Origin of the sequence: Pseudomonas fuscovaginae SE-1 (genome assembly GCF_000364705.1) — a bacterium.
GTDB classification, from domain to species: Bacteria; Pseudomonadota; Gammaproteobacteria; order Pseudomonadales; family Pseudomonadaceae; genus Aquipseudomonas; species Aquipseudomonas fuscovaginae_A.
This window is the reverse complement of the sequence record NZ_AQOH01000283.1, coordinates 1-23,270: the sequence shown is the minus strand read 5'-3', so window position 1 is coordinate 23,270 and position 23,270 is coordinate 1. Positions and strand designations below refer to the sequence as shown.

At 63.1% G+C, this 23,270-nt stretch carries 26 protein-coding genes and 1 pseudogene; 24 read left to right on the top strand and 3 right to left on the bottom strand.

Annotated elements, in window-relative coordinates; translation table 11 throughout:
• On the bottom strand, positions 1–3,164 hold a 3,164-nt coding region (gene rne / locus K675_RS0122740), incomplete at its 3' end, for a ribonuclease E (RefSeq protein ID WP_198291673.1).
• Between the two features lie 720 nt (positions 3,165–3,884).
• Between rne and rluC the strand changes: the two genes are divergently transcribed.
• From rluC to sppA, 3 genes are read left to right on the top strand one after another with little or no spacing between them, the layout of a single operon-like run.
• Positions 3,885–4,841 carry a 23S rRNA pseudouridine(955/2504/2580) synthase RluC gene (rluC, locus tag K675_RS0122735; protein ID WP_017905768.1) on the top strand — a complete coding sequence of 319 codons (957 nt, stop codon included), beginning with the start codon at positions 3,885–3,887 and terminating at the stop codon, positions 4,839–4,841.
• Complete coding sequence (locus tag K675_RS0122730) at positions 4,831–5,493, top strand: HAD-IA family hydrolase (RefSeq protein ID WP_017905767.1); 663 nt, start codon at positions 4,831–4,833, stop codon at positions 5,491–5,493. The genes rluC and K675_RS0122730 overlap by 11 nt, the downstream gene beginning before the upstream one ends.
• Before the next feature lie 20 nt (positions 5,494–5,513).
• Positions 5,514–6,500 carry a signal peptide peptidase SppA gene (gene sppA / locus K675_RS0122725; protein WP_017905766.1) on the top strand — a complete coding sequence of 329 codons (987 nt, stop codon included), beginning with the start codon at positions 5,514–5,516 and terminating at the stop codon, positions 6,498–6,500.
• 41 nt (positions 6,501–6,541) lie between these two features.
• On the opposite strand, the gene K675_RS0122720 is transcribed toward sppA, so the two are convergent.
• Positions 6,542–7,120, bottom strand: a complete 579-nt coding sequence (locus K675_RS0122720) for a Maf family protein (protein ID WP_017905765.1) — start codon at positions 7,118–7,120, stop codon at positions 6,542–6,544.
• A 105-nt stretch (positions 7,121–7,225) separates the two neighbouring features.
• Here K675_RS0122720 and K675_RS0122715 point away from each other — a divergent pair, with 105 nt between their 5' ends.
• From K675_RS0122715 to K675_RS34230, 12 genes and pseudogenes are all read left to right on the top strand, one after another.
• Entirely contained in the window at positions 7,226–7,753 is a 528-nt protein-coding gene (locus K675_RS0122715; protein ID WP_017905764.1) for a YceD family protein, read from the top strand.
• 13 nt (positions 7,754–7,766) lie between these two features.
• The gene (gene rpmF / locus K675_RS0122710) at positions 7,767–7,949 is read left to right on the top strand and encodes a 50S ribosomal protein L32 (protein ID WP_009406838.1); all 183 of its coding nucleotides are present in this window, start codon (positions 7,767–7,769) and stop codon (positions 7,947–7,949) included.
• A gap of 3 nt (positions 7,950–7,952) precedes the next feature.
• Positions 7,953–8,963 (top strand): phosphate acyltransferase PlsX, encoded by a 1,011-nt coding sequence (gene plsX, locus K675_RS0122705; RefSeq protein ID WP_017905763.1) that lies wholly within the window; start codon positions 7,953–7,955, stop codon positions 8,961–8,963.
• A gap of 140 nt (positions 8,964–9,103) precedes the next feature.
• On the top strand, positions 9,104–10,042 hold the full coding sequence (fabD, locus tag K675_RS0122700; protein WP_026145452.1) for an ACP S-malonyltransferase: 939 nt from the start codon (positions 9,104–9,106) through the stop codon (positions 10,040–10,042).
• Between the two features lie 16 nt (positions 10,043–10,058).
• Positions 10,059–10,799: a 3-oxoacyl-ACP reductase FabG gene (fabG, locus tag K675_RS0122695; protein WP_017905761.1), complete on the top strand. Its 741-nt coding sequence runs from the start codon at positions 10,059–10,061 to the stop codon at positions 10,797–10,799.
• Positions 10,800–10,996: 197 nt separating this feature from the next.
• Positions 10,997–11,233 (top strand): acyl carrier protein, encoded by a 237-nt coding sequence (gene acpP / locus K675_RS0122690; protein WP_017905760.1) that lies wholly within the window; start codon positions 10,997–10,999, stop codon positions 11,231–11,233.
• Between the two features lie 107 nt (positions 11,234–11,340).
• Entirely contained in the window at positions 11,341–12,585 is a 1,245-nt protein-coding gene (gene fabF / locus K675_RS0122685) for a beta-ketoacyl-ACP synthase II (RefSeq protein WP_026145451.1), read from the top strand.
• On the top strand, positions 12,585–13,400 hold the full coding sequence (gene pabC, locus K675_RS0122680; RefSeq protein WP_017905758.1) for an aminodeoxychorismate lyase: 816 nt from the start codon (positions 12,585–12,587) through the stop codon (positions 13,398–13,400). The genes fabF and pabC overlap by 1 nt, the downstream gene beginning before the upstream one ends.
• Position 13,401: 1 nt before the next feature.
• Positions 13,402–14,580 (top strand): endolytic transglycosylase MltG, encoded by a 1,179-nt coding sequence (gene mltG, locus K675_RS0122675; RefSeq protein ID WP_026145450.1) that lies wholly within the window; start codon positions 13,402–13,404, stop codon positions 14,578–14,580.
• 62 nt (positions 14,581–14,642) lie between these two features.
• Positions 14,643–14,879: pseudogene (locus K675_RS34240) on the top strand (RtcB family protein); the annotation flags it as partial.
• Between the two features lie 34 nt (positions 14,880–14,913).
• Positions 14,914–15,063, top strand: coding sequence for a hypothetical protein (locus K675_RS34235; protein ID WP_232434465.1), 150 nt, complete (start codon positions 14,914–14,916; stop codon positions 15,061–15,063).
• A complete protein-coding gene (locus K675_RS34230; RefSeq protein ID WP_026145449.1) occupies positions 15,064–15,285 on the top strand; it encodes an RtcB family protein in 222 nt (73 codons plus the stop codon).
• Positions 15,286–15,532: 247 nt separating this feature from the next.
• On the opposite strand, the gene K675_RS0122660 is transcribed toward K675_RS34230, so the two are convergent.
• Positions 15,533–16,288, bottom strand: coding sequence for a hypothetical protein (locus K675_RS0122660; RefSeq protein WP_017905756.1), 756 nt, complete (start codon positions 16,286–16,288; stop codon positions 15,533–15,535).
• 217 nt (positions 16,289–16,505) lie between these two features.
• Between K675_RS0122660 and K675_RS0122655 the strand changes: the two genes are divergently transcribed.
• The 9 genes from K675_RS0122655 to K675_RS33130 all read left to right on the top strand — a co-directional run.
• Positions 16,506–17,492, top strand: a complete 987-nt coding sequence (locus K675_RS0122655) for a DNA polymerase III subunit delta' (RefSeq protein WP_017905755.1) — start codon at positions 16,506–16,508, stop codon at positions 17,490–17,492.
• Positions 17,493–17,536: 44 nt separating this feature from the next.
• Positions 17,537–17,893 (top strand): PilZ domain-containing protein, encoded by a 357-nt coding sequence (locus K675_RS0122650; protein ID WP_017905754.1) that lies wholly within the window; start codon positions 17,537–17,539, stop codon positions 17,891–17,893.
• Positions 17,894–17,907: 14 nt separating this feature from the next.
• A complete protein-coding gene (locus tag K675_RS0122645; protein ID WP_017905753.1) occupies positions 17,908–18,690 on the top strand; it encodes a TatD family hydrolase in 783 nt (260 codons plus the stop codon).
• A 416-nt stretch (positions 18,691–19,106) separates the two neighbouring features.
• Complete coding sequence (locus tag K675_RS0122640) at positions 19,107–19,745, top strand: TetR/AcrR family transcriptional regulator (RefSeq protein WP_017905752.1); 639 nt, start codon at positions 19,107–19,109, stop codon at positions 19,743–19,745.
• 238 nt (positions 19,746–19,983) lie between these two features.
• Complete coding sequence (locus tag K675_RS0122635) at positions 19,984–20,952, top strand: GTP 3',8-cyclase MoaA (protein WP_017905751.1); 969 nt, start codon at positions 19,984–19,986, stop codon at positions 20,950–20,952.
• A gap of 125 nt (positions 20,953–21,077) precedes the next feature.
• Positions 21,078–21,683, top strand: a complete 606-nt coding sequence (locus tag K675_RS0122630; protein ID WP_017905750.1) for a DUF4823 domain-containing protein — start codon at positions 21,078–21,080, stop codon at positions 21,681–21,683.
• 17 nt (positions 21,684–21,700) lie between these two features.
• Positions 21,701–22,264: a DUF1285 domain-containing protein gene (locus K675_RS0122625; protein ID WP_017905749.1), complete on the top strand. Its 564-nt coding sequence runs from the start codon at positions 21,701–21,703 to the stop codon at positions 22,262–22,264.
• Positions 22,265–22,454: 190 nt separating this feature from the next.
• Positions 22,455–23,168 (top strand): GntR family transcriptional regulator, encoded by a 714-nt coding sequence (locus K675_RS0122620; RefSeq protein ID WP_026145448.1) that lies wholly within the window; start codon positions 22,455–22,457, stop codon positions 23,166–23,168.
• On the top strand, positions 23,165–23,270 hold a 106-nt coding region (locus tag K675_RS33130; protein ID WP_198291672.1), incomplete at its 3' end, for an ADP-ribosylglycohydrolase family protein. The genes K675_RS0122620 and K675_RS33130, both read left to right, overlap by 4 nt.

Below are 23,270 nucleotides of genomic sequence, written 5' to 3'. Positions count from 1 at the left end.
GCGGGAGCAGCCGCGGCGGCAGCCAGTTCGGCAGCCTTGCGTGCCTCTTCTTCGCGCTTGCGACGGCGTACTTCACGTGGGTCGTTCGGTGCGCGGCCATTGCTGGTCAGGACCACCGCAGGGGCTTGCACCGTTACCGGAGCCGCTTCTTCGGCGACCACTGGCGTGGCTTCGACAACCGGAGCGGGCTCAGGCTGAGCGACGACCGCAGGTTCCACGGCAGCGGGCTCGGCAACCACGGGTTCGGCAACCGGCGCTTCGACGGCGGCAGGTTCGGCAGCCCACCGGAAGGTGGCCTGGATTTCCTGGGCAGGTTCGGCAGCCTTCTCGACGACCGCTGCTTCAACTGCCGGAGCTTCAGCCGGGGCAGCCTCGACAGCCGGGGTTTCGGCGGCTGGAGCTTCCACCGCTGGAGCCTCGACCGCCGGCTCAGGCGCGACGAACACGGGCAACTCGGCGGCCGCGGTTTCGACCGGTGCTTCAACCACTGGCGCAGCTTCGCGAGCCGCGGCGACTTCCACTTCCGGTGCGGCGATAGCCTCAACCGGGGTGGTCGTTTCAACGACAGGCGCCTCAGCGGTCGGGGTTTCCAGGGTGGTTGCGGTGGCACGTTCAGCCTGCTGGTGCGCTTCGGCTTCGGCGTTGGCGCTGATTGCGCTGCTGGCAACGGCGGCGGTCACGGCCAGACCGGCGGCCAGTTCGTCACCGGTGGCTTCGTTCTGCTGGCCTTCGCCGGCTTCTTCCGAGCCTTCGATCACGTTGCCGTTGGCATCGCGCTGGCGCTCACGACGGTTGCTGCGACGACGCTGGCCACGGGAACGACGGCGTGGACGCTCGCCACCTTCGGCGTTGTCCTGGCCATCTTCCGACAGGTGCTCTTCGCCCTGCAGGACTTCTTCTTCGCTGGCCGCGGCAGCCTGTTCGGCACGTGGCTGACGCTCTTCACGCGGTGGGCGTGGCTGGCGTTCCTCACGTGGCGCACGGGCTGGACGCTCCTCGGCGACTACCGCGGCAGCGGCAGTAGCGGCTACGGCTCCGACGGCCGGGTTGGCATCCAGTGGCTCGCGCAGTTCGCGTACGCGTTCCTCGCGCTCGCCGCGTGGCTTGCGCTCTTCGCGTGGGGCACGCGGCGCGCGTTCCTCGCGGGGTGGGCGCGGTGCACGTTCTTCGCGGGCGGCTGGCGCGTCGTCACGGGTTTCACGCAGTTCGCGCGGGGCGCGTTCCTCGCGTGGCGCCCGTTCCTCACGTGGGGCGCGCTCTTCACGCGGCTCGCGTGGCGCCCGTTCCTCACGAGGTGCACGCTCTTCGCGCGGCTTGCGGTCTTCGTCGCGGCGGCCGTTGCGGTTGCGGCTCTGCTGACGACCGTTGCGGCGCTCTTCGTTGCGCGCCGGGCGTTCGGCGACAGGTTTCTCCACCACCACTGGCGCGGCCGGTTCTTCCTTGCCGGCGAACAGGCTGACCAGCGACTTCACCAGGCCCTTGAACAGGCTTGGTTCCGGGGCTGGAGCCGGGGCAGGGGCAGCGGCAACCGGGGCGGCCACTTCGCTCGGCACCGGTGCATTGGCGCGGGCCGGGGCGGTCTTGACCGCGGCTTCCTGGCGAACCAGGGTGCGGGTCGCGGCCGCCGGCTGGGCCTCTTCCGCTTCGGCGGCGGCGGCAGCGATCTCGTAGCTGGACTGGCTGTTGGTGGCGTCCGGGTTGTCGTCACGCAGGCGTTGCACTTCGAAGTGCGGCGTCTCCAGGTGATCGTTCGGCAGGATCACGATGCGGGCGCGGGTACGCAGTTCGATCTTGGTGATCGAGTTGCGTTTTTCGTTGAGCAGGAACGCCGCCACCGGGATCGGCACCTGGGCACGGACTTCGGCGGTGCGGTCCTTCAGGGCCTCTTCCTCGATCAGGCGCAGGATTGCCAGGGACAGCGACTCGACATCACGGATGATGCCGGTGCCGCTGCAGCGTGGGCAGACGATGCCGCTGCTCTCGCCCAGCGATGGACGCAGGCGCTGGCGGGACATTTCCAGCAGGCCGAAGCGCGAAATGCGACCGACCTGGACGCGGGCACGGTCGGCTTCCAGGCATTCGCGGACCTTTTCTTCCACGGCGCGCTGGTTCTTGGCCGGGGTCATGTCGATGAAGTCGATCACGATCAGGCCGCCGATGTCGCGCAGGCGCAGTTGGCGGGCGATTTCCTCGGCGGCTTCCAGGTTGGTCTGCAGCGCGGTCTCTTCGATGTCGCTGCCCTTGGTGGCGCGCGCCGAGTTGATGTCGATGGACACCAGGGCCTCGGTCGGGTCGATCACGATGGAGCCGCCGGACGGCAGTTCGACGACGCGCTGGAAGGCGGTCTCGATCTGGCTTTCGATCTGGAAGCGGTTGAACAGCGGCACGCTGTCTTCGTACAGCTTGATCTTGCTGGCGTACTGCGGCATCACCTGGCGGATGAAGGTCAGGGCTTCGTCCTGGGCCTCGACGCTGTCGATCAGCACTTCGCCGATGTCCTGGCGCAGGTAGTCGCGGATCGCGCGGATGATCACGTTGCTTTCCTGGTAGATCAGGAAAGGGGCGGAACGATCCTGGGAGGCTTCCTTGATCGCGGTCCACAGTTGCAGCAGGTAGTCGAGGTCCCACTGCATTTCTTCGCTGCTGCGGCCCAGGCCCGCGGTGCGGACGATCAGGCCCATGTCGGCCGGGGCGACCAGCCCGTTCAGCGCTTCACGCAGTTCGTTGCGCTCTTCGCCTTCGATGCGGCGGGAGATGCCGCCGGCGCGCGGGTTGTTCGGCATCAGCACCAGGTAGCGACCGGCGAGGCTGATGAAGGTGGTCAGGGCGGCGCCCTTGTTGCCACGCTCTTCCTTCTCGACCTGGACGATGACTTCCTGGCCTTCGCTCAGGACTTCCTTGATGTTGACGCGGCCTTCAGGCGACTTCTTGAAGTATTCGCGGGAGATTTCCTTGAGCGGCAGGAAGCCGTGGCGCTCGGAGCCGAAGTCGACGAAGGCGGCTTCGAGGCTGGGCTCGATACGGGTGATCCGGCCTTTATAGATGTTGGCCTTTTTCTGTTCGCGCGCGCCGGACTCGATGTCCAGGTCGTAGAGGCGTTGGCCGTCTACCAGCGCAACACGCAACTCTTCGGGTTGAGTTGCGTTAATCAGCATTCTTTTCATGTTGTACCGTCGGTTTCCGGGCTGCCGGAAACGGCGTTCGGCACACACGACTTCTCACGGTCGGTGTCAGGTGCGTCATGGAGTGGCGGGCCATTCCAGTGTCTAGCGAGATTTCGGCCTACTAGTGCTAGTGGCGAAGTCGCGACCGACGCTTCCTGCTTGCTGTGGTGGCATAAGCCCCGCTTTAAGCAAAACTGAGTCAGGAGGAGGAATCAACCGCGGGTGTGGACGATATGAAGCGTCTTGAACAAGCCTAATGCTACACAGTCCGACGGTTGTGCATCTCCACCCTACACGTATCCCTGATAATTCGGGTGCTGCCGCGCGCAGAATCCGCAGCGGGTTGCATTTACCGTGAACGCCGAAAGGGCAGTTCACGCATCATGGCTAATTAGGCGTTGTTTCCGAAGCCTTCGCTGTCGGTAGGTCCCGCGACTGACCGCACTTTGTGAACTGTCCGTGAATATCGGCTCGGGAGACGAGTGATTACTCAGTATCCCGGCTCGCTTCAGGCCTCATGTCACCTGCGCTTGTTACAATCGCGAACCTGCCAAGTGTAGCGAAAGCCCCGTAGGACGGCCTCGCGTCCTGATGAATTGCGTGGGTCAGGGTCGGCTGTTTGCCGTTGTTCCGCTGCCCGGCCGCTTTTGGCGGCGTTCGCGACTATAGCAGCAATGATTAAGTGCTTCAATTCCATAAAAAATTGTTATCATCCGCGACATGACGACGACTACCCCCCCGACCTCTGGCGTTCAACTGCTCGAGGTCTCGCCGGAATATGCCGGCCAACGCATCGACAATTTTCTCCTGGCCCGGCTCAAAGGCGTGCCCAAGACCTTGATCTACCGCATCTTGCGCAAAGGCGAAGTGCGGGTGAACAAGGGGCGGATCAAGCCCGAATACAAGCTGCAGGCCGGCGATATCGTTCGTGTGCCTCCCGTGCGCGTTCCCGAGCGCGACGAGCCCGTGCCGGTGGCCCAGGGCCTGTTGCAGCGCCTGGAAGAGTCGATCGTGTACGAGGACAAGGCGCTGATCGTGATCAACAAGCCGGCCGGCATCGCCGTGCATGGTGGCAGCGGCCTGAGCTTCGGCGTGATCGAGGCCTTTCGCCAGTTGCGCCCGGACGCCAAGGAGCTGGAACTGGTACACCGGCTGGACCGCGACACCTCCGGGCTGCTGATGATCGCCAAGAAGCGCAGCATGCTGCGTCATCTGCACGAGGCGCTGCGCGGTGATGGCGTCGACAAGCGCTACATGGCGCTGGTGCGGGGCCACTGGGCGACCTCCGTCAAGCAGGTGCGGGCACCGTTGCTCAAGAGCAACCTGCGCTCCGGCGAGCGCATGGTCGAAGTCAACGACGAGGGCAAGGACGCGTTGACGGTGTTCAAGGTCCTGCGTCGCTTCAATGACTTTGCCACCCTGATCGAAGCCAAGCCGGTGACCGGTCGCACCCACCAGATCCGGGTGCATACCCTGCATGCCGGCCACTGCATCGCCGGCGACAGCAAGTACGGGGATGACGACTTTACCCGGGAAATCCGTGAACTGGGCGGCAAGCGCCTGTTCCTGCATGCCTACCTGCTGACGGTGCCGCTGCCTGATGGCGGCGAACTGAAGCTGCAGGCGCCGGTGGATGAAATGTGGGCCAGGACCGTGGAGCGCTTGAGTGCGGGCTGATTACAAACTGCTGATTTTCGATTGGGATGGCACCTTGGCCGATTCCATTGGTCGGATCGTCGAGGCGATGGGCGCGGCGGCCGAGCGCTCCGGCTTTCCGCTACGGGACGAGCGGGCGGTCAAGGGTATTATCGGTCTGGGTCTTCCGGAGGCGATTCGCACCCTTTATCCAGAAATTTCCGACGAAGAACTGGTGGTTTTTCGTCAACACTACGCCGATAGCTACATCTCCCTGGAGGCGGTACCTTCGCCACTGTTCCCGGGAGTGGTCGAGTCCATGGCGGCGTTCCGCGAGGCCGGCTACCAGCTGGCGGTGGCGACCGGCAAGGCGCGTCGCGGGCTGGATCGGGTGTTGAGGGCCCATGGCTGGCTGGACTATTTCGATATCACCCGGGCGGCCGACGAAACCGCGAGCAAGCCGCACCCGCTGATGTTGGAGGAGATTCTTGCCCATTGCGGCGTGCCGGCGTCCCAGGCGCTGATGGTCGGTGATTCGGCCTTCGACCTGCAGATGGCCCGCAATGCTGGCATGGACAGCGTGGCGGTGGGCTACGGTGCCTTGTCTCTGGATGAATTGCAGGTGTTCGAACCGCGCCTGGCAATCGACAGTTTTCCTGAGTTGCACGCCTGGTTGAATCGCCAGGCCCATTGAGTCTACTGGGGTGAGCACATATGGCTGATGAATGGAATGCACCGTCGAAGGCGAATGCCGATGGCGAAGATAAAAGCTGGAAGCTGCTGGAGCGCACGCTTCAGGCCGGTATCACCGAGCAGCGTCGGGCCCGGCGCTGGGGGATCTTCTTCAAGCTGCTGGCCTTTGTCTACGTGGGCACTGTGCTGGTGATGCTCTCGCCCCTGGTCGACGTGGAGAAAAGCGCCAGCCGTGGCGCCCACTACACCGCCCTGATCGAAGTGCGCGGGGTGATCGCGGACAAGGAGTCGGCCAGTGCCGACAACATCGTCGGCAGTCTGCGCACGGCCTTCGAGGATCCCAAGGTCAAGGGCATTATTCTGCGTATCAACAGCCCGGGCGGCAGTCCGGTGCAGTCGGGCTACGTCTATGACGAGATCCGCCGCCTGCGTGGTCTGCATCCAAATACCAAGGTCTATGCGGTGATCTCCGATCTCGGTGCTTCGGGTGCCTATTACATTGCCAGCGCAGCCGATGAAATCTACGCCGACAAGGCCAGCCTGGTCGGTTCCATTGGGGTGACGGCGGCAGGCTACGGGTTTGTCGGTGCCATGGAGAAGCTCGGCGTGGAGCGTCGTGCCTACTCCTCGGGCGAGCACAAGTCGTTCCTCGATCCGTTCCAGCCACAGAAGGCGGATGAGACCCGATTCTGGCAGGGTGTGCTGGACACCACCCACAACCAGTTCATTGCCAGCGTGAAGAAGGGCCGGGGTGACCGCCTCAAGGACAAGGAGCATCCGGAGTTGTTCTCCGGGCTGGTCTGGTCCGGCGAGCAGGCGTTGTCGCTGGGTTTGATCGATGGCCTGGGCAGCGCCAGTTCGGTGGCGCGGGACGTGATTGGCGAGAAGAAGCTGGTGGACTTCACCGTTCAGGAGTCGCCGTTCGACCGCTTCTCGAAAAAGCTCGGGGCGAGCGTGGCTGAACACCTGGCCATGTGGATGGGCTTCCAGGGGCCGACCCTGCGCTGACGGCCATCGCCATCCTGTGGGAGCCGGGGTGTGTCTCGGGATCAGGGAATCTCGACGCCCTCGGCCAGCAACATGTCCACCAGGCGGATCAGCGGCAGGCCGATCAGGCTGGTCGCATCCGTCCCCTCGGTGCTCCGGAACAGGCTGACGCCCAGTCCCTCGGCCTTGAAGCTGCCGGCGCAGTCGTAGGGCTGTTCGGCGCGCAGGTAGCGTTCGATGCGCTGTTCGTCGAGCTGGCGCATGTGCACGGTAAAGGCCACGCAATCGACCTGGCAGCGGCCGCTCTGGCTGTTGAGCAGCGCCAGGCCGGTGAGGAAGCTGACGCTGGCACCGCTGGCGGCCAGCAACTGCTCCCGGGCCCTTTCGAAATTGTGCGGTTTGCCGAGGATGCGTCCGTCGAGCACCGCGACCTGGTCCGAGCCGATGATCAGGTGTTGCGGATGGCGGGCGGACAAGGCTCTGGCCTTCTGTTCGGCCAGGCGTCGCACCAGGGCTTCGGCGGACTCTCCGGGCTGTTGGCTTTCGTCGATATCCGGCGAGCTGCACGTGAAGGGCAGGCGCAGGCGATCGAGCAATTCCCGGCGGTAGATCGAGCTTGAGGCGAGTAACAACGGCGGCATGCGCTTCTCCTGAAGGTGGTCGGCGATTCTATCCACAGGGGAAGCCGACGGACAGGGCTGAATTTCCTTTGACATGGGCGGGGGCATCCCTATAATGCTGCGCCTATGTTGAATGACCCGATTCCACCTCACGTTGACCCGCGCAAATTGGCTGATCGCGGCACCACCCTTCAGGGTGAGCTGCTGCTGGCCGATTTGGAGAGACTCTGCGACCCGCTTTCCGACACAGTCGGTACGGTGCAGGCCAAATTCGTTTTTGAACGAGATGAACGTAAGTCTGTGGTTATCCACAGCTTTATTGACACCGAAGTCAAGATGGTTTGCCAGCGTTGTCTTGAGCTGGTCACCCTGCCGATTCACAGTGAGTGCAGTTATGCTGTGGTGAAGGAGGGTGCGAATACCCAGTCGTTGCCGAAAGGTTATGACGTGCTGGAACTGGGCGAAGATCCCTTGGATCTGCAGGCACTGATCGAGGAAGAGCTCCTGCTCGCCTTGCCCATTGTGCCTGCTCATCATCCGGAAGAATGCCAGCAGCCGGCGGGGCTCGACGAGCCCGAACCAGCCGAGGACGAGGTAACGCGGTCCAACCCGTTCAGTGTATTGGCGCAGTTAAAGCGTGACCCAAACGTTTAGGAGTTAATCAATTATGGCTGTTCAGCAGAACAAAAAATCCCGCTCTGCCCGTGACATGCGTCGTTCGCACGATGCCCTCGAGGCCAACGCTCTGTCCGTGGAAAAGACCACCGGTGAAGTTCACCTGCGTCACCACGTTTCGCCAGAAGGCGTATACCGTGGTCGCAAAGTGATCGACAAGGGCGCTGACGAGTAAATCTTGTCCGCTCAGATCATCGCGATCGACGCAATGGGCGGGGACTTCGGTCCCCGCAACATTGTCCAGGCCAGTGTCGCCTGCCTTTCCGCTACTCCCTCGCTGCACCTGACCCTCGTCGGTCAACCCTCCCTCCTGGAAGAATTGATTGCTGGCTATCCGGTCGTTGATCGTGCACGACTGAATATCGTTCCGGCGAGTGAAGTCGTCACCATGGATGATCGTCCGTCCCAGGCCTTGCGGGGCAAGCCGGACTCGTCGATGCGGGTGGCCTTGCAATTGCTGCACGATGATCGCGTCCAGGCGGTGGTCAGTGCTGGCAATACCGGGGCGCTGATGGCCCTGTCGCGCCATGTGCTCAAGACCCTGCCGGGCATCGATCGGCCGGCGATGGTCGCGGCGATTCCGACCCAGCGGGGCTACTGCCAGTTGCTCGACCTGGGGGCGAATGTCGACTGCACCGCCGAGAACCTGTTCCAGTTCGCCGTGATGGGCTCGGTGGCCGCCGAGGCCCTGGGCGTGGTGCGTCCGCGGGTGGCGCTGCTGAACGTCGGTACCGAGGACATCAAGGGCAACCAGCAGGTCAAGCTGGCGGCCGGTCTGCTGCAGCAGGCGCGTGGCTTGAACTACATGGGGTTCATCGAGGGCGATGGCCTGTATCGCGGCGAGGCCGACGTGGTAGTCTGCGACGGTTTTGTCGGCAACATCCTGCTCAAGTCCAGTGAAGGGCTGGCGACGATGATTGCCGCTCGGGTCGAGGCGTTGTTCCGGCGCAACCTGGCTTCGCGGGTGGTGGGAGCCCTGGCCTTGCCGCTGCTCGGTCGCCTGCGTGCCGACCTGGCGCCGGCGCGACACAACGGGGCGAGTTTTCTCGGCCTGCAGGGGATTGTGGTCAAGAGCCATGGTTCGGCTGGGGTGCAGGGCTTGCAGAGTGCGATCCAGCGGGCGCTGATCGAGATCCAGGAAAACCTTCCCGAGCGCCTGCATGGGCGTCTGGAGGATCTGTTGCTTTAGGCGTTTTGCCCGGCAGACGCTTACAATGTGACCGCCCGGTTCAATGGGCCATCCAACTGACAGTTTATTGCGTTTGCGCCCATCGTTTTTTGTGGCGCGGCGTCAACTCTTCGACGATAAGATCATTAGGGGCTCGTTTCATGTCTACCTCCCTCGCATTCGTCTTTCCAGGGCAGGGTTCGCAGTCCCTCGGCATGCTGGCCGAGCTGGGCGCACAATACCCGCTGATCCTGGAAACCTTCGCCGAGGCCTCCCAGGCCCTGGGCTACGACCTCTGGGCGCTGACCCAGCAGGGTCCGGAAGAACTGCTCAACCAGACCGACAAGACCCAGCCGGCGATTCTCACCGCCTCGGTCGCCCTGTGGCGCCTGTGGTTGGCCGAAGGCGGCCAGCGTCCGGCCTATGTCGCCGGCCACAGCCTGGGTGAATACAGCGCGCTGGTTGCCGCCGGCAGCCTGAGCCTGGCCGATGCCGTTCGTTTGGTCGAGCGTCGTGGTCAACTGATGCAGGAAGCCGTGCCGGCCGGTCAGGGCGCCATGGCGGCGATCCTCGGCCTGGAAGATTCCGACGTGGTGGCTGCCTGTGCCGATTCCGCCCAGGGCGAAGTGGTCAGCGCGGTCAACTTCAACTCGCCAGGCCAGGTCGTGATTGCCGGCGCCAAGGCCGCCGTTGAGCGCGCCATGGAGGCCTGCAAGGCCAAGGGCGCCAAGCGTGCCCTGCCGCTGCCGGTCAGCGTGCCGTCGCACTGCGAACTGATGCGCCCGGCTGCCGAGCGCTTCGCCGAGTCCGTTGCCGCCATCGACTGGCAGGCGCCGCAGATTCCGCTGGTGCAGAACGTCAGCGCCAGCGTGGCGGCCGATCTCGACAGTCTCAAGCGCGACCTGCTGGAGCAGCTGTACAAGCCGGTCCGCTGGGTCGAGTGCGTGCAGTATCTGGCGGCCCAGGGCGCGACCGAGCTGGTCGAGTGTGGTCCCGGCAAGGTCCTGGCCGGTCTGAACAAGCGTTGCGCCGACGGCGTCAACACCTCCAACCTGAATACCCCGGATGCCTTCGCCGCCACGCGCGCGGCGCAGGCCTGAATTAGGAGAAGCCTGCATGAGTCTGCAAGGTAAAGTTGCACTGGTCACCGGCGCCAGCCGTGGTATCGGCCAAGCCATCGCCCTCGAGCTGGGCCGCATGGGCGCCGTGGTGATCGGCACCGCGACGTCCGCCTCGGGTGCCGAGCGCATTGCCGCGACCCTCAAGGAGCACGGCATCCAGGGCACCGGCCTGGAGCTCAATGTCACCAGCGACGAATCGGTCGCTGCCGTACTGGCCAGCATCACCGAGCAGTTCGGTGCGCCGGCGGTGCTGGTCAACAACGCCGGTATCACCCGCGACAACCTGATGATGCGCATGAAGGACGATGAGTGGTACGACGTGGTCGATACCAACCTCAACAGCCTGTATCGCCTGTCCAAGGGCGTTCTGCGCGGCATGACCAAGGCGCGTTGGGGCCGAATTATCAATATCGGCTCGGTAGTGGGTGCCATGGGCAACGCAGGCCAAGTAAACTATGCGGCAGCCAAGGCAGGCCTCGAAGGTTTCAGCCGCGCGCTCGCGCGTGAGGTCGGCTCGCGGTCGATTACGGTAAACTCGGTGGCGCCAGGCTTCATCGACACCGATATGACCCGCGAACTGCCGGAAGCACAGCGCGAAGCCCTGTTGACGCAGATTCCGCTGGGCCGTCTGGGCCAGGCACAGGAGATCGCGCAAGTGGTCGCTTTCCTGGCTTCGGAGGGTGCGGCATACGTGACCGGAGCTACAATTCCGGTGAACGGCGGGATGTACATGTAATTCAAATGTGACGGATTGCTTCAAAAAAATGTCATACCAGCTGTCTAAAATCCGTTATAAAGCTGCAACTTATTGACGGGCAGGGGGACACGGCGGGGTGAAGGCGCAAGCTTTCGGTTGAAAAGCTGAAAAGCCTTTCTATACACTTACCCACCGGCCAGCTGCCTGAATTTTTCCATTAGGAGTGAAAACAAGGTATGAGCACCATCGAAGAACGCGTCAAGAAAATCGTTGCCGAGCAACTGGGTGTGAAGGAAGAAGAAGTCAAGAACGAATCTTCCTTCGTTGAAGACCTGGGTGCCGACTCCCTTGACACCGTTGAGCTGGTGATGGCTCTGGAAGAGGAATTCGAGACCGAAATCCCTGACGAAGAAGCTGAAAAAATCACCACCGTACAAGCTGCTATCGATTACATCAACGCCAACCAGGCGTAATAGTTTGTAATCTTTGCCTGCTGTCATGGAAAAACCGCACTGCCATCATGGCGTGCGGTTTTTTCTTTAGGTGAGGCAAACTGGTCAACAGGAAAAAGGAGAGTGCTGTGTCGCGTAGACGCGTCGTAGTCACCGGTATGGGGATGTTGTCGCCATTGGGTACGGATGTTCCGAGTACCTGGCAGGGCATTCTGGCTGGCCGCAGTGGCATTGGTCTGATCGAACACACAGACCTTTCTGCCTATACCACCCGTTTCGGTGGCTCGGTAAAAGGCTTCAATGTCGAAGAATACTTGTCGGCCAAAGAAGCCCGCAAACTCGACTTGTTCATTCAATACGGCCTGGCAGCCGGTTTTCAGGCGATCCGCGACGCGGGCCTGGAAGTCACCGACGCCAACCGTGAACGCATCGGCGTGGCCATGGGCTCGGGTATTGGCGGTCTGACCAATATCGAGGAAACCAGCCGCACCCTGCATGATTCCGGGCCGCGGCGCATTTCGCCGTTCTTCGTGCCTGGCTCGATCATCAACATGATTTCCGGCTTCCTGTCCATCCACCTGGGTGCGCAGGGACCGAACTACGCCATCTCCACCGCCTGCACCACCGGTACCCACTGTATCGGCATGGCGGCACGCAACATCGCCTATGGCGAAGCCGACGTGATGATCGCCGGCGGTGCGGAAATGGCCGCCTGCGGCCTGGGCATGGGCGGCTTCGGCGCTTCGCGCGCGCTGTCGACCCGCAACGATGAGCCGACGCGCGCCAGCCGTCCGTGGGACAAGGGCCGCGATGGCTTCGTGTTGTCCGACGGTGCCGGTGCCCTGGTGCTCGAAGAGCTGGAACACGCCAAGGCGCGGGGTGCCACCATCTATGCCGAGCTGATCGGCTTCGGCATGAGCGGCGACGCCTACCACATGACTTCGCCACCCGCCGACGGTGCCGGTGCGGCGCGCTGCATCGCCAACGCCCTGCGCGATGCCGGGATCACTCCCGACCAGGTGCAGTACATCAACGCCCACGGTACTTCGACCCCCGCTGGCGACATTGCCGAAGTCGAGGCGATCAAGACCGTTTTCGGCGAGCACGCCCACAAGCTGGCGGTCAGCTCGACCAAATCGATGACCGGTCACCTGCTGGGTGCCGCCGGTGCGATCGAGGCGATCTTCAGCGTCCTGGCGATCACCGACCAGGTGGCGCCGCCGACCATCAACCTCGACGAGCCGGACGAAGGCTGCGACCTCGACTTCGTGCCTCACGAAGCGCGGCACATGCCGATCGACGTGGTGTTGTCCAACTCCTTCGGGTTTGGTGGCACCAACGGTTCGCTGGTGTTCCGCCGGTTCGCCGAGTGATGCAGAGCTGGGTCGACGGTCAGCCGGCTGATTCCCTGCCGCTCAAGGACCGCGGCCTGGCCTATGGCGATGGTCTGTTCGAGACCATCGCCGTCAAGGGCGGGCGCCCGTTGCTGCTCGAGCGGCACCTGCAGCGCCTGGCCGACGGTTGTCGTCGGCTGGGTTTCGTTGCCAATCAGGCGGTGATTCGCAGCGAGCTGCTGGTCTACAGCGCCGCGATGGGCGAGGGTGTGCTCAAGCTGATCCTCACCCGTGGCGACAGCCTGCGCGGTTATGCGGCGGCGGCCGACGCGCAACCGCGACGGATCCTGCAAGGCAGCCCGTTGCCGACTTATCCGCCGGCCCTGCAGAACCTGGGTGTCCGCCTTTTTCCCTGTGCCACCCGTTTGTCCGAGCAGCCGTTGCTGGCCGGTCTCAAACACCTCAACCGGCTGGAGCAGGTCATTGCCCGTAGCGAATGGCAGGATGGCGAGCATGCCGAAGGGCTGATGCTCGACACCATCGGTCGGGTGATCGAGGGCGTGTTCAGCAACCTGTTCCTGGTCAGTGACGGTGTACTGCGCACCGCGGACCTGAGCCGTTGCGGCGTTGCCGGGGTCATGCGTGCCGAACTGCTCGACCAGGCTCGTGCCCTGGGCGTACATGTGGATATTTCGGACATCAGCATGGAGCAACTCCGACAGGCTGATGAGGTCTTTCTCTGTAACAGCGTTTACGGCGTCTGGCCGGTGCGTGCCTTGGCCGATCTGAACTGGTCGGTAGGGCCGCTCACCCGTAAACTGCAAGGCATTGCCCGCGGGTTATTGGAAGTTTGAATTGAGACGTAAATTCTTGTTGCTGCTGCAGACGGGTCTGGTTCTGGGCGGATTGCTGCTGGGTGTTTCGGCCTGGAAGATCCACTCGGCGCTGGAGCAGACCCTCGACCTGAAGCAGGAGCAACTGCTCGACGTGCCGACAGGGGCGACCCCAACCGGTACCTTCAACCGCATGGAGGCCGAGGGCACCCTGCACGACGCCTTCTGGTTGCGCCTGTACTGGCGCTTCAACCTCGCCGGGGTGCAGTTGCACAGCGGTGAGTATCGCCTTACGCCGGGCATGAACGTGCGCACGCTGCTCGGCCTCTGGCAGCGCGGCGAAGTGGTGCAGTACAGCCTGACCCTTGTCGAGGGCTGGAACTTCCGCCAGGTCCGTGGCGCGCTGGCCAAGAACGAAAAGCTCCAGCAGACCCTGACCGGTCTCAGTGACAGTGAAGTCATGGCGAAGCTGGGGCACAAGGACGTGTTCGCGGAGGGGCGTTTCTTCCCGGACACCTATCGTTTCGTGCGCGGGATGACCGACGTCGAGCTGCTGGAAAAGGCCTACGACCGCTTGCAGAGCGTCCTGGCCCAGGAGTGGGAAAAACGTTCTGCCGATGCGCCCTATACCGATCCCTACCAGGCGCTGATCATGGCGTCGCTGGTGGAGAAGGAGACCGGCGTTCCCCAGGAGCGCGCTCAGATCGCTGGCGTCTTCGTCCGTCGGATGCAGCTCGGCATGCTGTTGCAGACCGATCCGACGGTGATCTACGGTCTGGGTGAGCGCTACACCGGCAAATTGACCCGTGCCCATCTGCGCGAGGCCAATCCCTACAACACCTACCTCAACGTCGGCCTGCCGCCGACGCCGATCGCCATGGTCGGTCGTGAGGCGATCCATGCCGCACTGAACCCGGCAGAGGGCAAGAGCCTGTACTTCGTCGCCCGTGGCGATGGCAGCCATGTCTTCTCCGATGACCTGGACTCGCACAACAATGCGGTGCGTGAGTTCCAGCTCAAGCGACGGGCAGACTATCGCTCGAGCCCGGCGCCCACTCAGGCTCCGGCGGTGCCTGTGAATCCTCCGCCAGGTGCTGAAGCGAAGCCGACGACACCAGCCCAGGATGTCGTCGAGCCCAAGGCGGCTGCGCCAATGGACGTGCCGCCAGCCGCTGAGCCCGAGACGAAAGACGCCCAGTAATTCGGGTGGCGGGGGCTCGAGCGGGGCGCCCGGCCTTGATCGGCGGCGACATCGGCTGCGGCATGGCGCTGTGGCGCACGGATCTCGCCGTTGGCAAATTGAGCGCCGACAAGCTGGACAAGCGCCTGGGCAATCTGGACCTCCCGCCGGGCCAGGACTGGCACGAGCGTGTGGCGGCCCTGTCGCTGCCGACCAGCGGTTTCGACAGTGCGCTGGGCACCATCGGTGGCGGCAATCATTTCGCCGAGTTGCAGCGCGTGGAGCAGGTCCACGACACCGAACGTACCGCCGAGCTGGCGCTGGACCCCAGAAAACTGCTGCTGTTGGTGCATAGTGGCTCGCGCGGTCTCGGCGCGCGAGCAGGTAGACCGGCACGGCCACGCCGGCTTGTTGGAGGGCAGTGCGGATTGCGCCGCCTACCTGGCCCGTCACAACGAGGGCCTGCGCTTTGCCGAGGTCAACCGGCTGTTGATTGCGCAGTGAATGCAAGGACTGCCGCGGCGCTTCAGTCCGGCACAACTGGGGCGCACCCGCCTGGGCGGCCATGTGATCTGCGAGGCTCGGCAGTTGATCTACGAGGAGGCGCCGGAGGCTTGCAAACCGCTGGACAGCATCGTCGATACCCTGGTCCGGGCTGGCCTGGTGCGGCCAGTGGCGCGGTTGGCGCCGGTGCTGACCTATAAAACCCGCGGGGAGTGCTGCTGATGATTCTGCTGCAATTTTCCGCCGCCCAGGGGCCGGACGAATGCTGCCTGGCCGTGGCCAAGGCGCTGAAGCGCTTGCAAGTGGAGGCCGAGGCGCAAACTGTACGGCTGGCGCTGCTGGAGCAGGAGGGCGGTCCGCGGCCGGGCACACTGCGCTCGGCGCTGCTGAGTCTGGAGGGAGCGAATGCCGAAGTGCTGGCGGCGCGCTTGTCGGCCCCCTGCAGGGGGCGTGGACGGCGACAGGGTGCTCAGTGCGCCTGTTGGGCGGTCTTGTGGCGTTGCCATGCCTGCATCACTGTCACCTGCAACTGTTCCAGGCTGCCGTCATTGACGATCAACACGTCCTCGGGCTGGCGGGCCACGCCCAGTTCCGAGGAGTGCGCATTGACCCGTTGCAGGTTGGGTCGGGTGATATGCCAGATGACGCCATGGTGCTCGCGCAGGTATCGCGCTTCGTTCTCGAAGCGGATGTCCTTGATGATGATCGTCGAGGCGTTGGCGGGTAGAGGCGGGCGGCGCTTGAGCGGGGTCAGTGGCAGCTGGGCACGTTTGACGGCGTAGTCGGGGTCGAAGGCCCGCGCGTGCCGTTCGATCAGGGCGACGGCGTCCCGTGGGGAAATATTCCAGCTTGGATCGATTTGCGAGTGACGCTCCGCGTCCCAGGTCTGCGCGTCCGAAAAGTCGAAGAAGGCCTGGGCCGCCAGGCGAAAGGGTGCGTCGGCAGCGGACAGATCCGCGTTACCCGACCAGGCACTGTCATCCAGTGGCGGGTTGATCTCGCGATCCGCCCGCTGCAACCAGTGGTCTGGGTTATGATTGCGCATCCACTCCGTGCCGACCTGCTGGAAGAACTCGCGCGGAGAGCGGTTCCACAGGTCAATCCTGCGCTCTTTTAATGTATCGTCCCAGGTTTGTTCATCGCTCAGGCCGAAGAGGGCCTGGCAGCCGACCTTGAGTGGGTCGGCCAGGGCAAAGGCGGCGATCTCCGCTTGGGCGAGCAGCATTGACGCTACCGTGTCTTTGCCGGATCTGGCGAGTGCGGCGAGCCCGATGATGGTTCTCAAACTGTTGCTCCTGGAGCCTTGCCAGGGCGGCCGACGCAGACGGCCCCCCTGTTTACCTGTTGTCGAAAGGATACCCATACTGCTGTGTTTAGATTTTTTATCAAGATAAAACAACAGGCTGGCACGCCATCGGGCGCGCTCGCGACGGGGTTGCAACATGGCTGAAGCCTATCCCTGGCAGGACACCCTCTGGCAGCAATTGGCCGGTCGTACCCAGCATGCCCATGCCTACCTGCTGCATGGCCCGGTGGGGATCGGCAAGCGGGCGCTGGCCGAGCGGCTGATGGCCTTGCTGCTGTGCAAGAGCCCGGCGGGCCTGGAGGCGTGCGGGCAGTGCAAGTCGTGTCTGCTGCTGGCGGCCGGCAGCCATCCGGACAACTACATCCTGGAGCCCGAGGAAGCGGACAAGGCGATCAAGGTCGACCAGGTGCGCGACCTGGTCGGTTTCGTTGCCCAGACCGCGCAGTTGGGCGGGCGCAAGGTGGTACTGATCGAGCCGGTGGAGTCGATGAACATCAACGCCGCCAACGCGCTGCTCAAAAGCCTCGAAGAACCATCGGGCGACACCGTGCTGTTGCTGGTCAGCCACCAGTCCAGCCGCCTGCTGCCCACCGTGCGCAGCCGTTGCGTGCAACAGGCCTGCCCGCTGCCGAGCGAGGCGATGAGCCTGCAGTGGCTGGCCACGGCCTTGCCCGATTGCAGTGAAGAAGAACGGGTGGAGTTGCTGACCCTGGCCGCGGGTTCGCCGCTGGCGGCGGCCAGTCTGCAGGCTCAGGGCGTGCGCGAGCAACGGGCCCAGGTGGTCGACGGGGTGAAGAAACTGCTCAAGCAACAGCTGTCGGCGACCCAACTGGCCGAGGGCTGGAATGCCATTGCGCTGCTGTTGCTGTTCGACTGGTTCTGTGACTGGTCGAACCTGATCCTGCGCTATCAACTGACCCAGGACGAGGACGGCCTCGGCCTGGCGGACATGCGCAAGGTGGTGCAGTACCTGGCGCAGAAGGCCTCGCGGGAGAAGGTTTTGAATATCCAGGACTGGATCCTCGCCCAGCGCCAGAAAGTGCTGAGCAAGGCCAACCTCAACCGGGTACTGCTGCTCGAGGCCCTGCTGGTGCAGTGGGCAGCTTTGCCTACCCAAAACTGAGGCCAAAGGCCTAGAATCGGGTTATCCGCATTCAGGGAGTCCGCATGAACGAACCTATTGGTCCTGGCCCGCGCAACGGCATCCTGTCATTGACCATCAAGGACAAGTCGGTGCTGTACGCGGCCTATATGCCCTTTATCAAGAATGGCGGCCTGTTCATCCCCACCAACAAGAGCTACAAGTTGGGCGACGAGGTGTTCATGCTGCTCAACCTCATGGACGAACCGGAGAAGATTCCGGTCGCCGGCAAGGTCACCTGGATCACCCCCAAGGGGGCCCAGGGCAATCGCGCGGCCGGTATCGGCGTGCAGTTCAATGACGGCGACAATACCGCCCGCAGCAAGATCGAAACCCATCTGGCCGGTGCCCTGAAGTCCGACCGTCCCACTCATACGATGTAGTTGTCACTTTTCCTATGCTTGTAGATTCCCATTGCCATCTCGACCGCCTCGACCTCACCGCGCACGACGGTTCCCTCGATGCGGCCCTGGAGGCTGCGCGCCAGCGCGGTGTCGGCCACTTCCTGTGCATCGGTGTCAGTGCCGACAACGCAGCCGAGGTAAAGGCGCTGGCCGAACGCTATGCCGACGTCGACTGTTCGGTCGGCGTGCACCCGCTGGACGTCAAGCCCGATGCGACCCCCGCTCTCGACTGGTTGTTGCGTGAGCTCGATCACCCGCGGGTGGTGGCCATTGGCGAGACCGGCCTGGACTACCACTACGAGCCGGAGGCGGCCGAGGTCCAGCAGGCGTCTTTCCGCCTGCACCTGGAAGCGGCACGGAAAACCGGCAAGCCAGTGATCGTCCACACCCGCGGTGCCCGCGCCGATACCCTGCAACTTTTGCGCGAGGCGCAACTGTCCCAGGCGGGCGTGTTGCATTGCTTCACCGAAGACTGGGACATGGCCAAGGCGGCGCTGGACCTGGGTTTCTATATCTCGTTGTCGGGCATCGTCACCTTCCGTAATGCCGACGCCCTGCGCGACGTTGCCCGCCAGGTGCCTACCGACCGCCTGCTGGTCGAGACCGACTCGCCGTACCTGGCGCCGATTCCCCATCGCGGCAAGCCGAACCTGCCGCAGTACGTACGGGAAGTGGCGGAGTACCTGGCGATGTTGCGCGGTGTGCCTTATGAGCGGTTTGCCGAGCAGACCACCGAGAACTTCAAGCGCCTGTTCCCGCTGGCGCATGTGGCCTGAGGGCGTGCAGTCTCGAATCGCAGGCAAAAAAAACCCGGGTTCTGGGGGATGAATCCGGGTTAAGACCATTAGGAGTAAAACAAAGGCGCGCGGTCCATTGGCACCTTTATCGACGTGACACTTGGGGGATATGCCCGCCGACACCTGAAGTATTGGCCAGTATCCCGGTACGTCCAGTCAGATCTGCTCATTTTTTAAACAGATTTGGAATACATGCGCTTCCCTTGAGTTCTCACTCGTTCAACTGGGGGCGACCCTTGTCGTAGAGCGACGCAGCGTGACCTGGAAGAAGACTTTTTGACCGGCGAAGGCTGATTCGTCGACAGTGAAAACGAAAACCCGCTGATGATTCGTGCAATTTGGCGCGGCTCAGGCATAATACTTCGCTTCGATTTTGCCCCTACAGACCTTTTCTTATGCATAAAGAACCCCGTAAGGTCCGTGAGTTTCGTCGCCGCGAGCAGGAAATTCTCGATACCGCGCTAAAGCTGTTCCTCGAACAGGGTGAAGACAGTGTCACCGTCGAGATGATCGCGGATGCCGTCGGTATCGGCAAAGGCACCATCTATAAGCACTTCAAGTCCAAGGCGGAAATCTACCTGCGCCTGATGCTCGACTACGAGCGCGACCTGAACGAGCTGCTGCACTCGGCCGATGTCGACAAGGACAAGGAAGCACTGTCGCGCGCGTACTTCGAATTCCGCATGCGCGACCCGCAGCGCTACCGCCTGTTCGACCGCCTCGAAGAGAAGGTGGTCAAGGGCCATCAGGTCCCTGAGATGGTCGAGGAACTGCACAAGATCCGCGCCTCCAACTTCGAACGCCTGACCCTGCTGATCAAGGGGCGTATCAGCGAAGGCAAGCTTGAAGACGTGCCTCCTTACTTCCACTATTGTGCCGCCTGGGCGCTGGTGCATGGCGCGGTCGCGCTGTACCACTCGCCGTTCTGGAGCAATGTGCTGGAAGACCAGGAAGGCTTCTTCCAGTTCCTGATGGACATCGGCGTGCGCATGGGCAACAAGCGCAAGCGCGACACTGATCATTCGGCGGCCTGAGCCCTATACTTGTTGCAGGAAGGGACTTCCGAGAAAGAGCTTGCCAAAACCTGATTTTGAAGTCAGGTTTTGGTGGGTGCGGGTGTTTTGATGTCGCGCTGCACCCGTGGAAGCCGGCTCGCTGGCGATCGTGGTCTGTCAGTAAAGGATTTACCGTCTGATACCCTGCTATCGCCAGCAAGCCGGCTCCTACGGGGACCGAGTCTGCAAGTTTCCAAGTTCTCCGTCGGAGTGTCCCATGATCGTTGACCGTCAAGGCAGGCGTTTTCGCAATCTGCGGATCAGCCTGACCTCCGCCTGCAACTATGCCTGCACCTACTGCGTGCCCAATGGCAAGCGGCTGGTGGCTGCTCAGGACGAATTGTCGGCCGAGGCCATGGCGCGCGGGGTGGCTTACCTGATCGAGGCGGCGGGTATCGAGCGATTGCGGATCACCGGTGGTGAACCGCTGGTCAGCCCCAAGCTCGAAGCCTTCATGGAGGCTGTGGGTAAGCTCGGCCTGGACGATATCAGCCTGACCACCAACGGCCAGTTGCTGGCGCGCAAGCTTCCGCTGCTGCTGGACGCCGGGATTCGACGGATCAACGTGTCCCTCGACACCCTCGATGCCGATGCCTTTCGCGGTATCGCCCGTGGCGGCGATCTGGCCAGTGTGCTCGATGGCATGGAGCGGGCGCGGGCGGCCGGGTTGAAGATCAAGGTCAACATGGTTCCGTTGCGTGGTCAGAACCTGGACCAGGTGATGCCGCTGCTCGACTACTGCCTGGAGCGCGGCTACGAGCTGCGTTTCATCGAGCTGATGCGCATGGGCCACCTGGCCAGTGACCACAACGCCTTTCTCCAGCAGTTCGTCAGCCTCCAGCAGTTACTGGAGTTGATCGGCGAGCGCTATGCCTACTTGCAGGCCAATGCGCCGGTCGATGCCACCGCCGTGCGCTACGAGATCCCCGGGCGCGGCTATTTCGGCGTGATCGCCAACGAGAGCGTGCCGTTCTGCCGTACCTGCTCGCGGTTGCGGCTGTCTTCCACGGGGTGGCTGCATGGCTGCCTGTCGTCGAGCAACCGGCATTATGTTGGCGATTTGCTGGACAAGCCGCGCCATGAAGCGCTGCCGGCGTTGCAGCGCCTGCTGGTCAAGGCGCTGGGTGACAAGCAGTCGGTGGCGTTCTCCGGTGGCGCCACGGTGATGAAAATCATCGGCGGGTGATCGCCTGGACGTTGGTGTGACCCCCGTTCGCCCTCCAGGAGCCTCCTCTCTCAAGCGATCTGGCGCGGAAGCTGCATCTTTCGGCCATTCGCCGGTTTTCCGTCACCGGCCTCTGGAGGATTAGGATGCGTAGCCTGGTTATGCTGCTGGCGCTGTTGGCGCTGGGCGGCTGCATGAAAGTCAGCGATCTGGAAGAAGGGGCTCGTTATCAGATGAGCGACGCGGGCTTGCTCGATCATAGTGATACACGTCGCATTCACTCGTTCCGCATTCAGCCGGATTCGTTCATCTACATCGCCCAGGGTCCGTTCGCCCCGCCCGGCAGCGCCTACCCACGGCCCAACGTGGTGGCGGAAGAGGCCTTCAACGGTTTCGTCGAATACTTTCCCATGGTCCGCCGCGCTCGCGCGCCGGTCGGCCTCGACCAGGCCATGGCCGAAGCCCGTTCGGCCGGTGCCCATTATCTGTTGTACACCCGTTTCGCCAAGGCTGACGACCGCATCGGCAACTATGACGAATGGGCCGACCAGGAAGCCGTCGATCGCCTCGGCCTCGACACCGGGGTGCTGCAGATCATGCTGATCGAGACCAGTACCCAGTACCTGATCGATACGGCACGGATCAAGAGCCGTGGCGGCTTGCTGACGTTCCATGACAACAAGCCGCAAGACCTGATCGCCAAACCGCTGGCACAATATGCCCGTAGCCTGCTGGGCTTGAGCGATCAGTAAGTCATTCGGGAGTGGACATGAGTGAGTCAGGCAAGGCCAGCGAGCTGTTGGCGCAGATCCCCGGGACGGGAAAGGGACTGCCGCCGGTTCACCTGTGGAACCCGGATTTCTGCGGCGATATCGATATGCGCATCGCCCGCGACGGCACCTGGTATTACCTGGGCACACCGATCGGACGCAAGCCGATGGTCAAGCTGTTCTCGACCATCCTGCGCCGCGACGGTGACGATTATTTCCTGGTTACCCCGGTGGAGAAGGTCGGCATCAAGGTCGACGATGCCCCCTTCGTCGCCGTGACCCTCGAAGTCGAAGGGCAGGGCGAGGCACAACAGCTGCGTTTCACCACCCAGGTCGACGAGCAGGTCACGGCCGGTGCCGATCATCCGATTCGCGTGCTGATCGATCCCCATAGCCAAGAGCCAGCGCCCTATATCCATGTGCGCAATAACCTCGATGCGCTGATTCACCGCAATGTGTTCTACCAGTTGGTTGACCTGGCGGTGACCCGGCAGATCGAAGGTCAATCCTGGCTGGGCGTGTGGAGCGGCGGCGAGTTCTTCCCTATTGGCCTGGAGCCCTGAGGCCTCCGGGAACCGGGTTTCCGTGCGGTTTGTTGCTTCCGCCCTTCCGTAGGGGCAAGCCCTGTTCCTCCAGGCCCCGCTGGGCTCGTGGGCCAGTTCGTTTCCGTGGGACCTGCGCCAGACCACCATTCATCTTCTGGCAAGATAAATTTCTTGCAGTCACATGGCTGTTTCGGTTATCAAATTGTACATGATTAGACATGTTCGATTTGACAAGAAAAAACGGGTGGTCGATGAGCTGATCCGGCGCATCGAAAGCGGTCTTCTCGAAGACGGCTTTCTGCTGCCGGGCGAGCATCAGTTGGCCGAAGAGTTCTCGGTGAGCCGCGGCACTCTGCGCGAGGCCCTGGCCGAACTCAAGCGGCGAAACTACATCGCGACCCAGAGCGGTGTCGGTTCGATCGTCACCTACGACGGCGTGACCCTCGACCAGGGCGCCGGCTGGGCTCAGGCCCTGGCCGACTCAGGTGCGCAGATCAGCACCGAAATCCTACGTTTCGAAGCCGTGCTGAGGCCGGACCTGTTCAGTCGCTACGGCACCGAGCGGTTCATTGCCCTCGACCGGCGTCGGCGCAACACTGAAGGCGTCGTGGTGTCCCTCGAGTACTCGCTGATGCCGGCCAGCGGCGGCCTGGAGTGCCTGCCTGAAACCGGCCTGATCGACAACTCGCTGACCATCACCCTGGCCGCCCATGGCTTCATCGGCCAACACGGCGATCAGTGGATCGGCGCCGAGCCTCTAGGCGAGATCGAGGCCGAACGGCTCGGCCGGCCGGTCGGTACTGTCTTTCTCAAGGCCCTGCGCACCACCTACGATCGCAAGGGGCGTTTCATGGAACAGGTCGAGAGCCTGCTCGACCCCCAGCATTTCCGCCTGCACCTGGCCTTTGGAAACCCGACATGACCCCGACCAGCCGTGCCCTCGGCGCCTTCTACGGGCTGGCCCTGGGCGATGCCCTCGGTATGCCGACCCAGTCCCTGAGCCGCGCGCAGATCCAGGCGCGCT

Coding starts and splice junctions, on each gene's coding strand:
- K675_RS0122715 (WP_017905764.1), top strand. CDS start 7,226: ATGTTGAATGACCCGATTCCACCTCACGTTGACCCGCGCAAATTGGCT.
- K675_RS34230 (WP_026145449.1), top strand. CDS start 15,064: ATGCAAGGACTGCCGCGGCGCTTCAGTCCGGCACAACTGGGGCGCACC.
- sppA (WP_017905766.1), top strand. CDS start 5,514: ATGGCTGATGAATGGAATGCACCGTCGAAGGCGAATGCCGATGGCGAA.
- K675_RS0122640 (WP_017905752.1), top strand. CDS start 19,107: ATGCATAAAGAACCCCGTAAGGTCCGTGAGTTTCGTCGCCGCGAGCAG.
- K675_RS0122650 (WP_017905754.1), top strand. CDS start 17,537: ATGAACGAACCTATTGGTCCTGGCCCGCGCAACGGCATCCTGTCATTG.
- K675_RS0122660 (WP_017905756.1), bottom strand. CDS start 16,288: ATGCTGCTCGCCCAAGCGGAGATCGCCGCCTTTGCCCTGGCCGACCCA.
- rluC (WP_017905768.1), top strand. CDS start 3,885: ATGACGACGACTACCCCCCCGACCTCTGGCGTTCAACTGCTCGAGGTC.
- K675_RS0122720 (WP_017905765.1), bottom strand. CDS start 7,120: ATGCCGCCGTTGTTACTCGCCTCAAGCTCGATCTACCGCCGGGAATTG.
- K675_RS0122645 (WP_017905753.1), top strand. CDS start 17,908: ATGCTTGTAGATTCCCATTGCCATCTCGACCGCCTCGACCTCACCGCG.
- K675_RS0122620 (WP_026145448.1), top strand. CDS start 22,455: ATGATTAGACATGTTCGATTTGACAAGAAAAAACGGGTGGTCGATGAG.
- fabG (WP_017905761.1), top strand. CDS start 10,059: ATGAGTCTGCAAGGTAAAGTTGCACTGGTCACCGGCGCCAGCCGTGGT.
- acpP (WP_017905760.1), top strand. CDS start 10,997: ATGAGCACCATCGAAGAACGCGTCAAGAAAATCGTTGCCGAGCAACTG.
- pabC (WP_017905758.1), top strand. CDS start 12,585: ATGCAGAGCTGGGTCGACGGTCAGCCGGCTGATTCCCTGCCGCTCAAG.
- K675_RS0122630 (WP_017905750.1), top strand. CDS start 21,078: ATGCGTAGCCTGGTTATGCTGCTGGCGCTGTTGGCGCTGGGCGGCTGC.
- rpmF (WP_009406838.1), top strand. CDS start 7,767: ATGGCTGTTCAGCAGAACAAAAAATCCCGCTCTGCCCGTGACATGCGT.
- K675_RS0122625 (WP_017905749.1), top strand. CDS start 21,701: ATGAGTGAGTCAGGCAAGGCCAGCGAGCTGTTGGCGCAGATCCCCGGG.
- fabD (WP_026145452.1), top strand. CDS start 9,104: ATGTCTACCTCCCTCGCATTCGTCTTTCCAGGGCAGGGTTCGCAGTCC.
- K675_RS0122635 (WP_017905751.1), top strand. CDS start 19,984: ATGATCGTTGACCGTCAAGGCAGGCGTTTTCGCAATCTGCGGATCAGC.
- K675_RS0122655 (WP_017905755.1), top strand. CDS start 16,506: ATGGCTGAAGCCTATCCCTGGCAGGACACCCTCTGGCAGCAATTGGCC.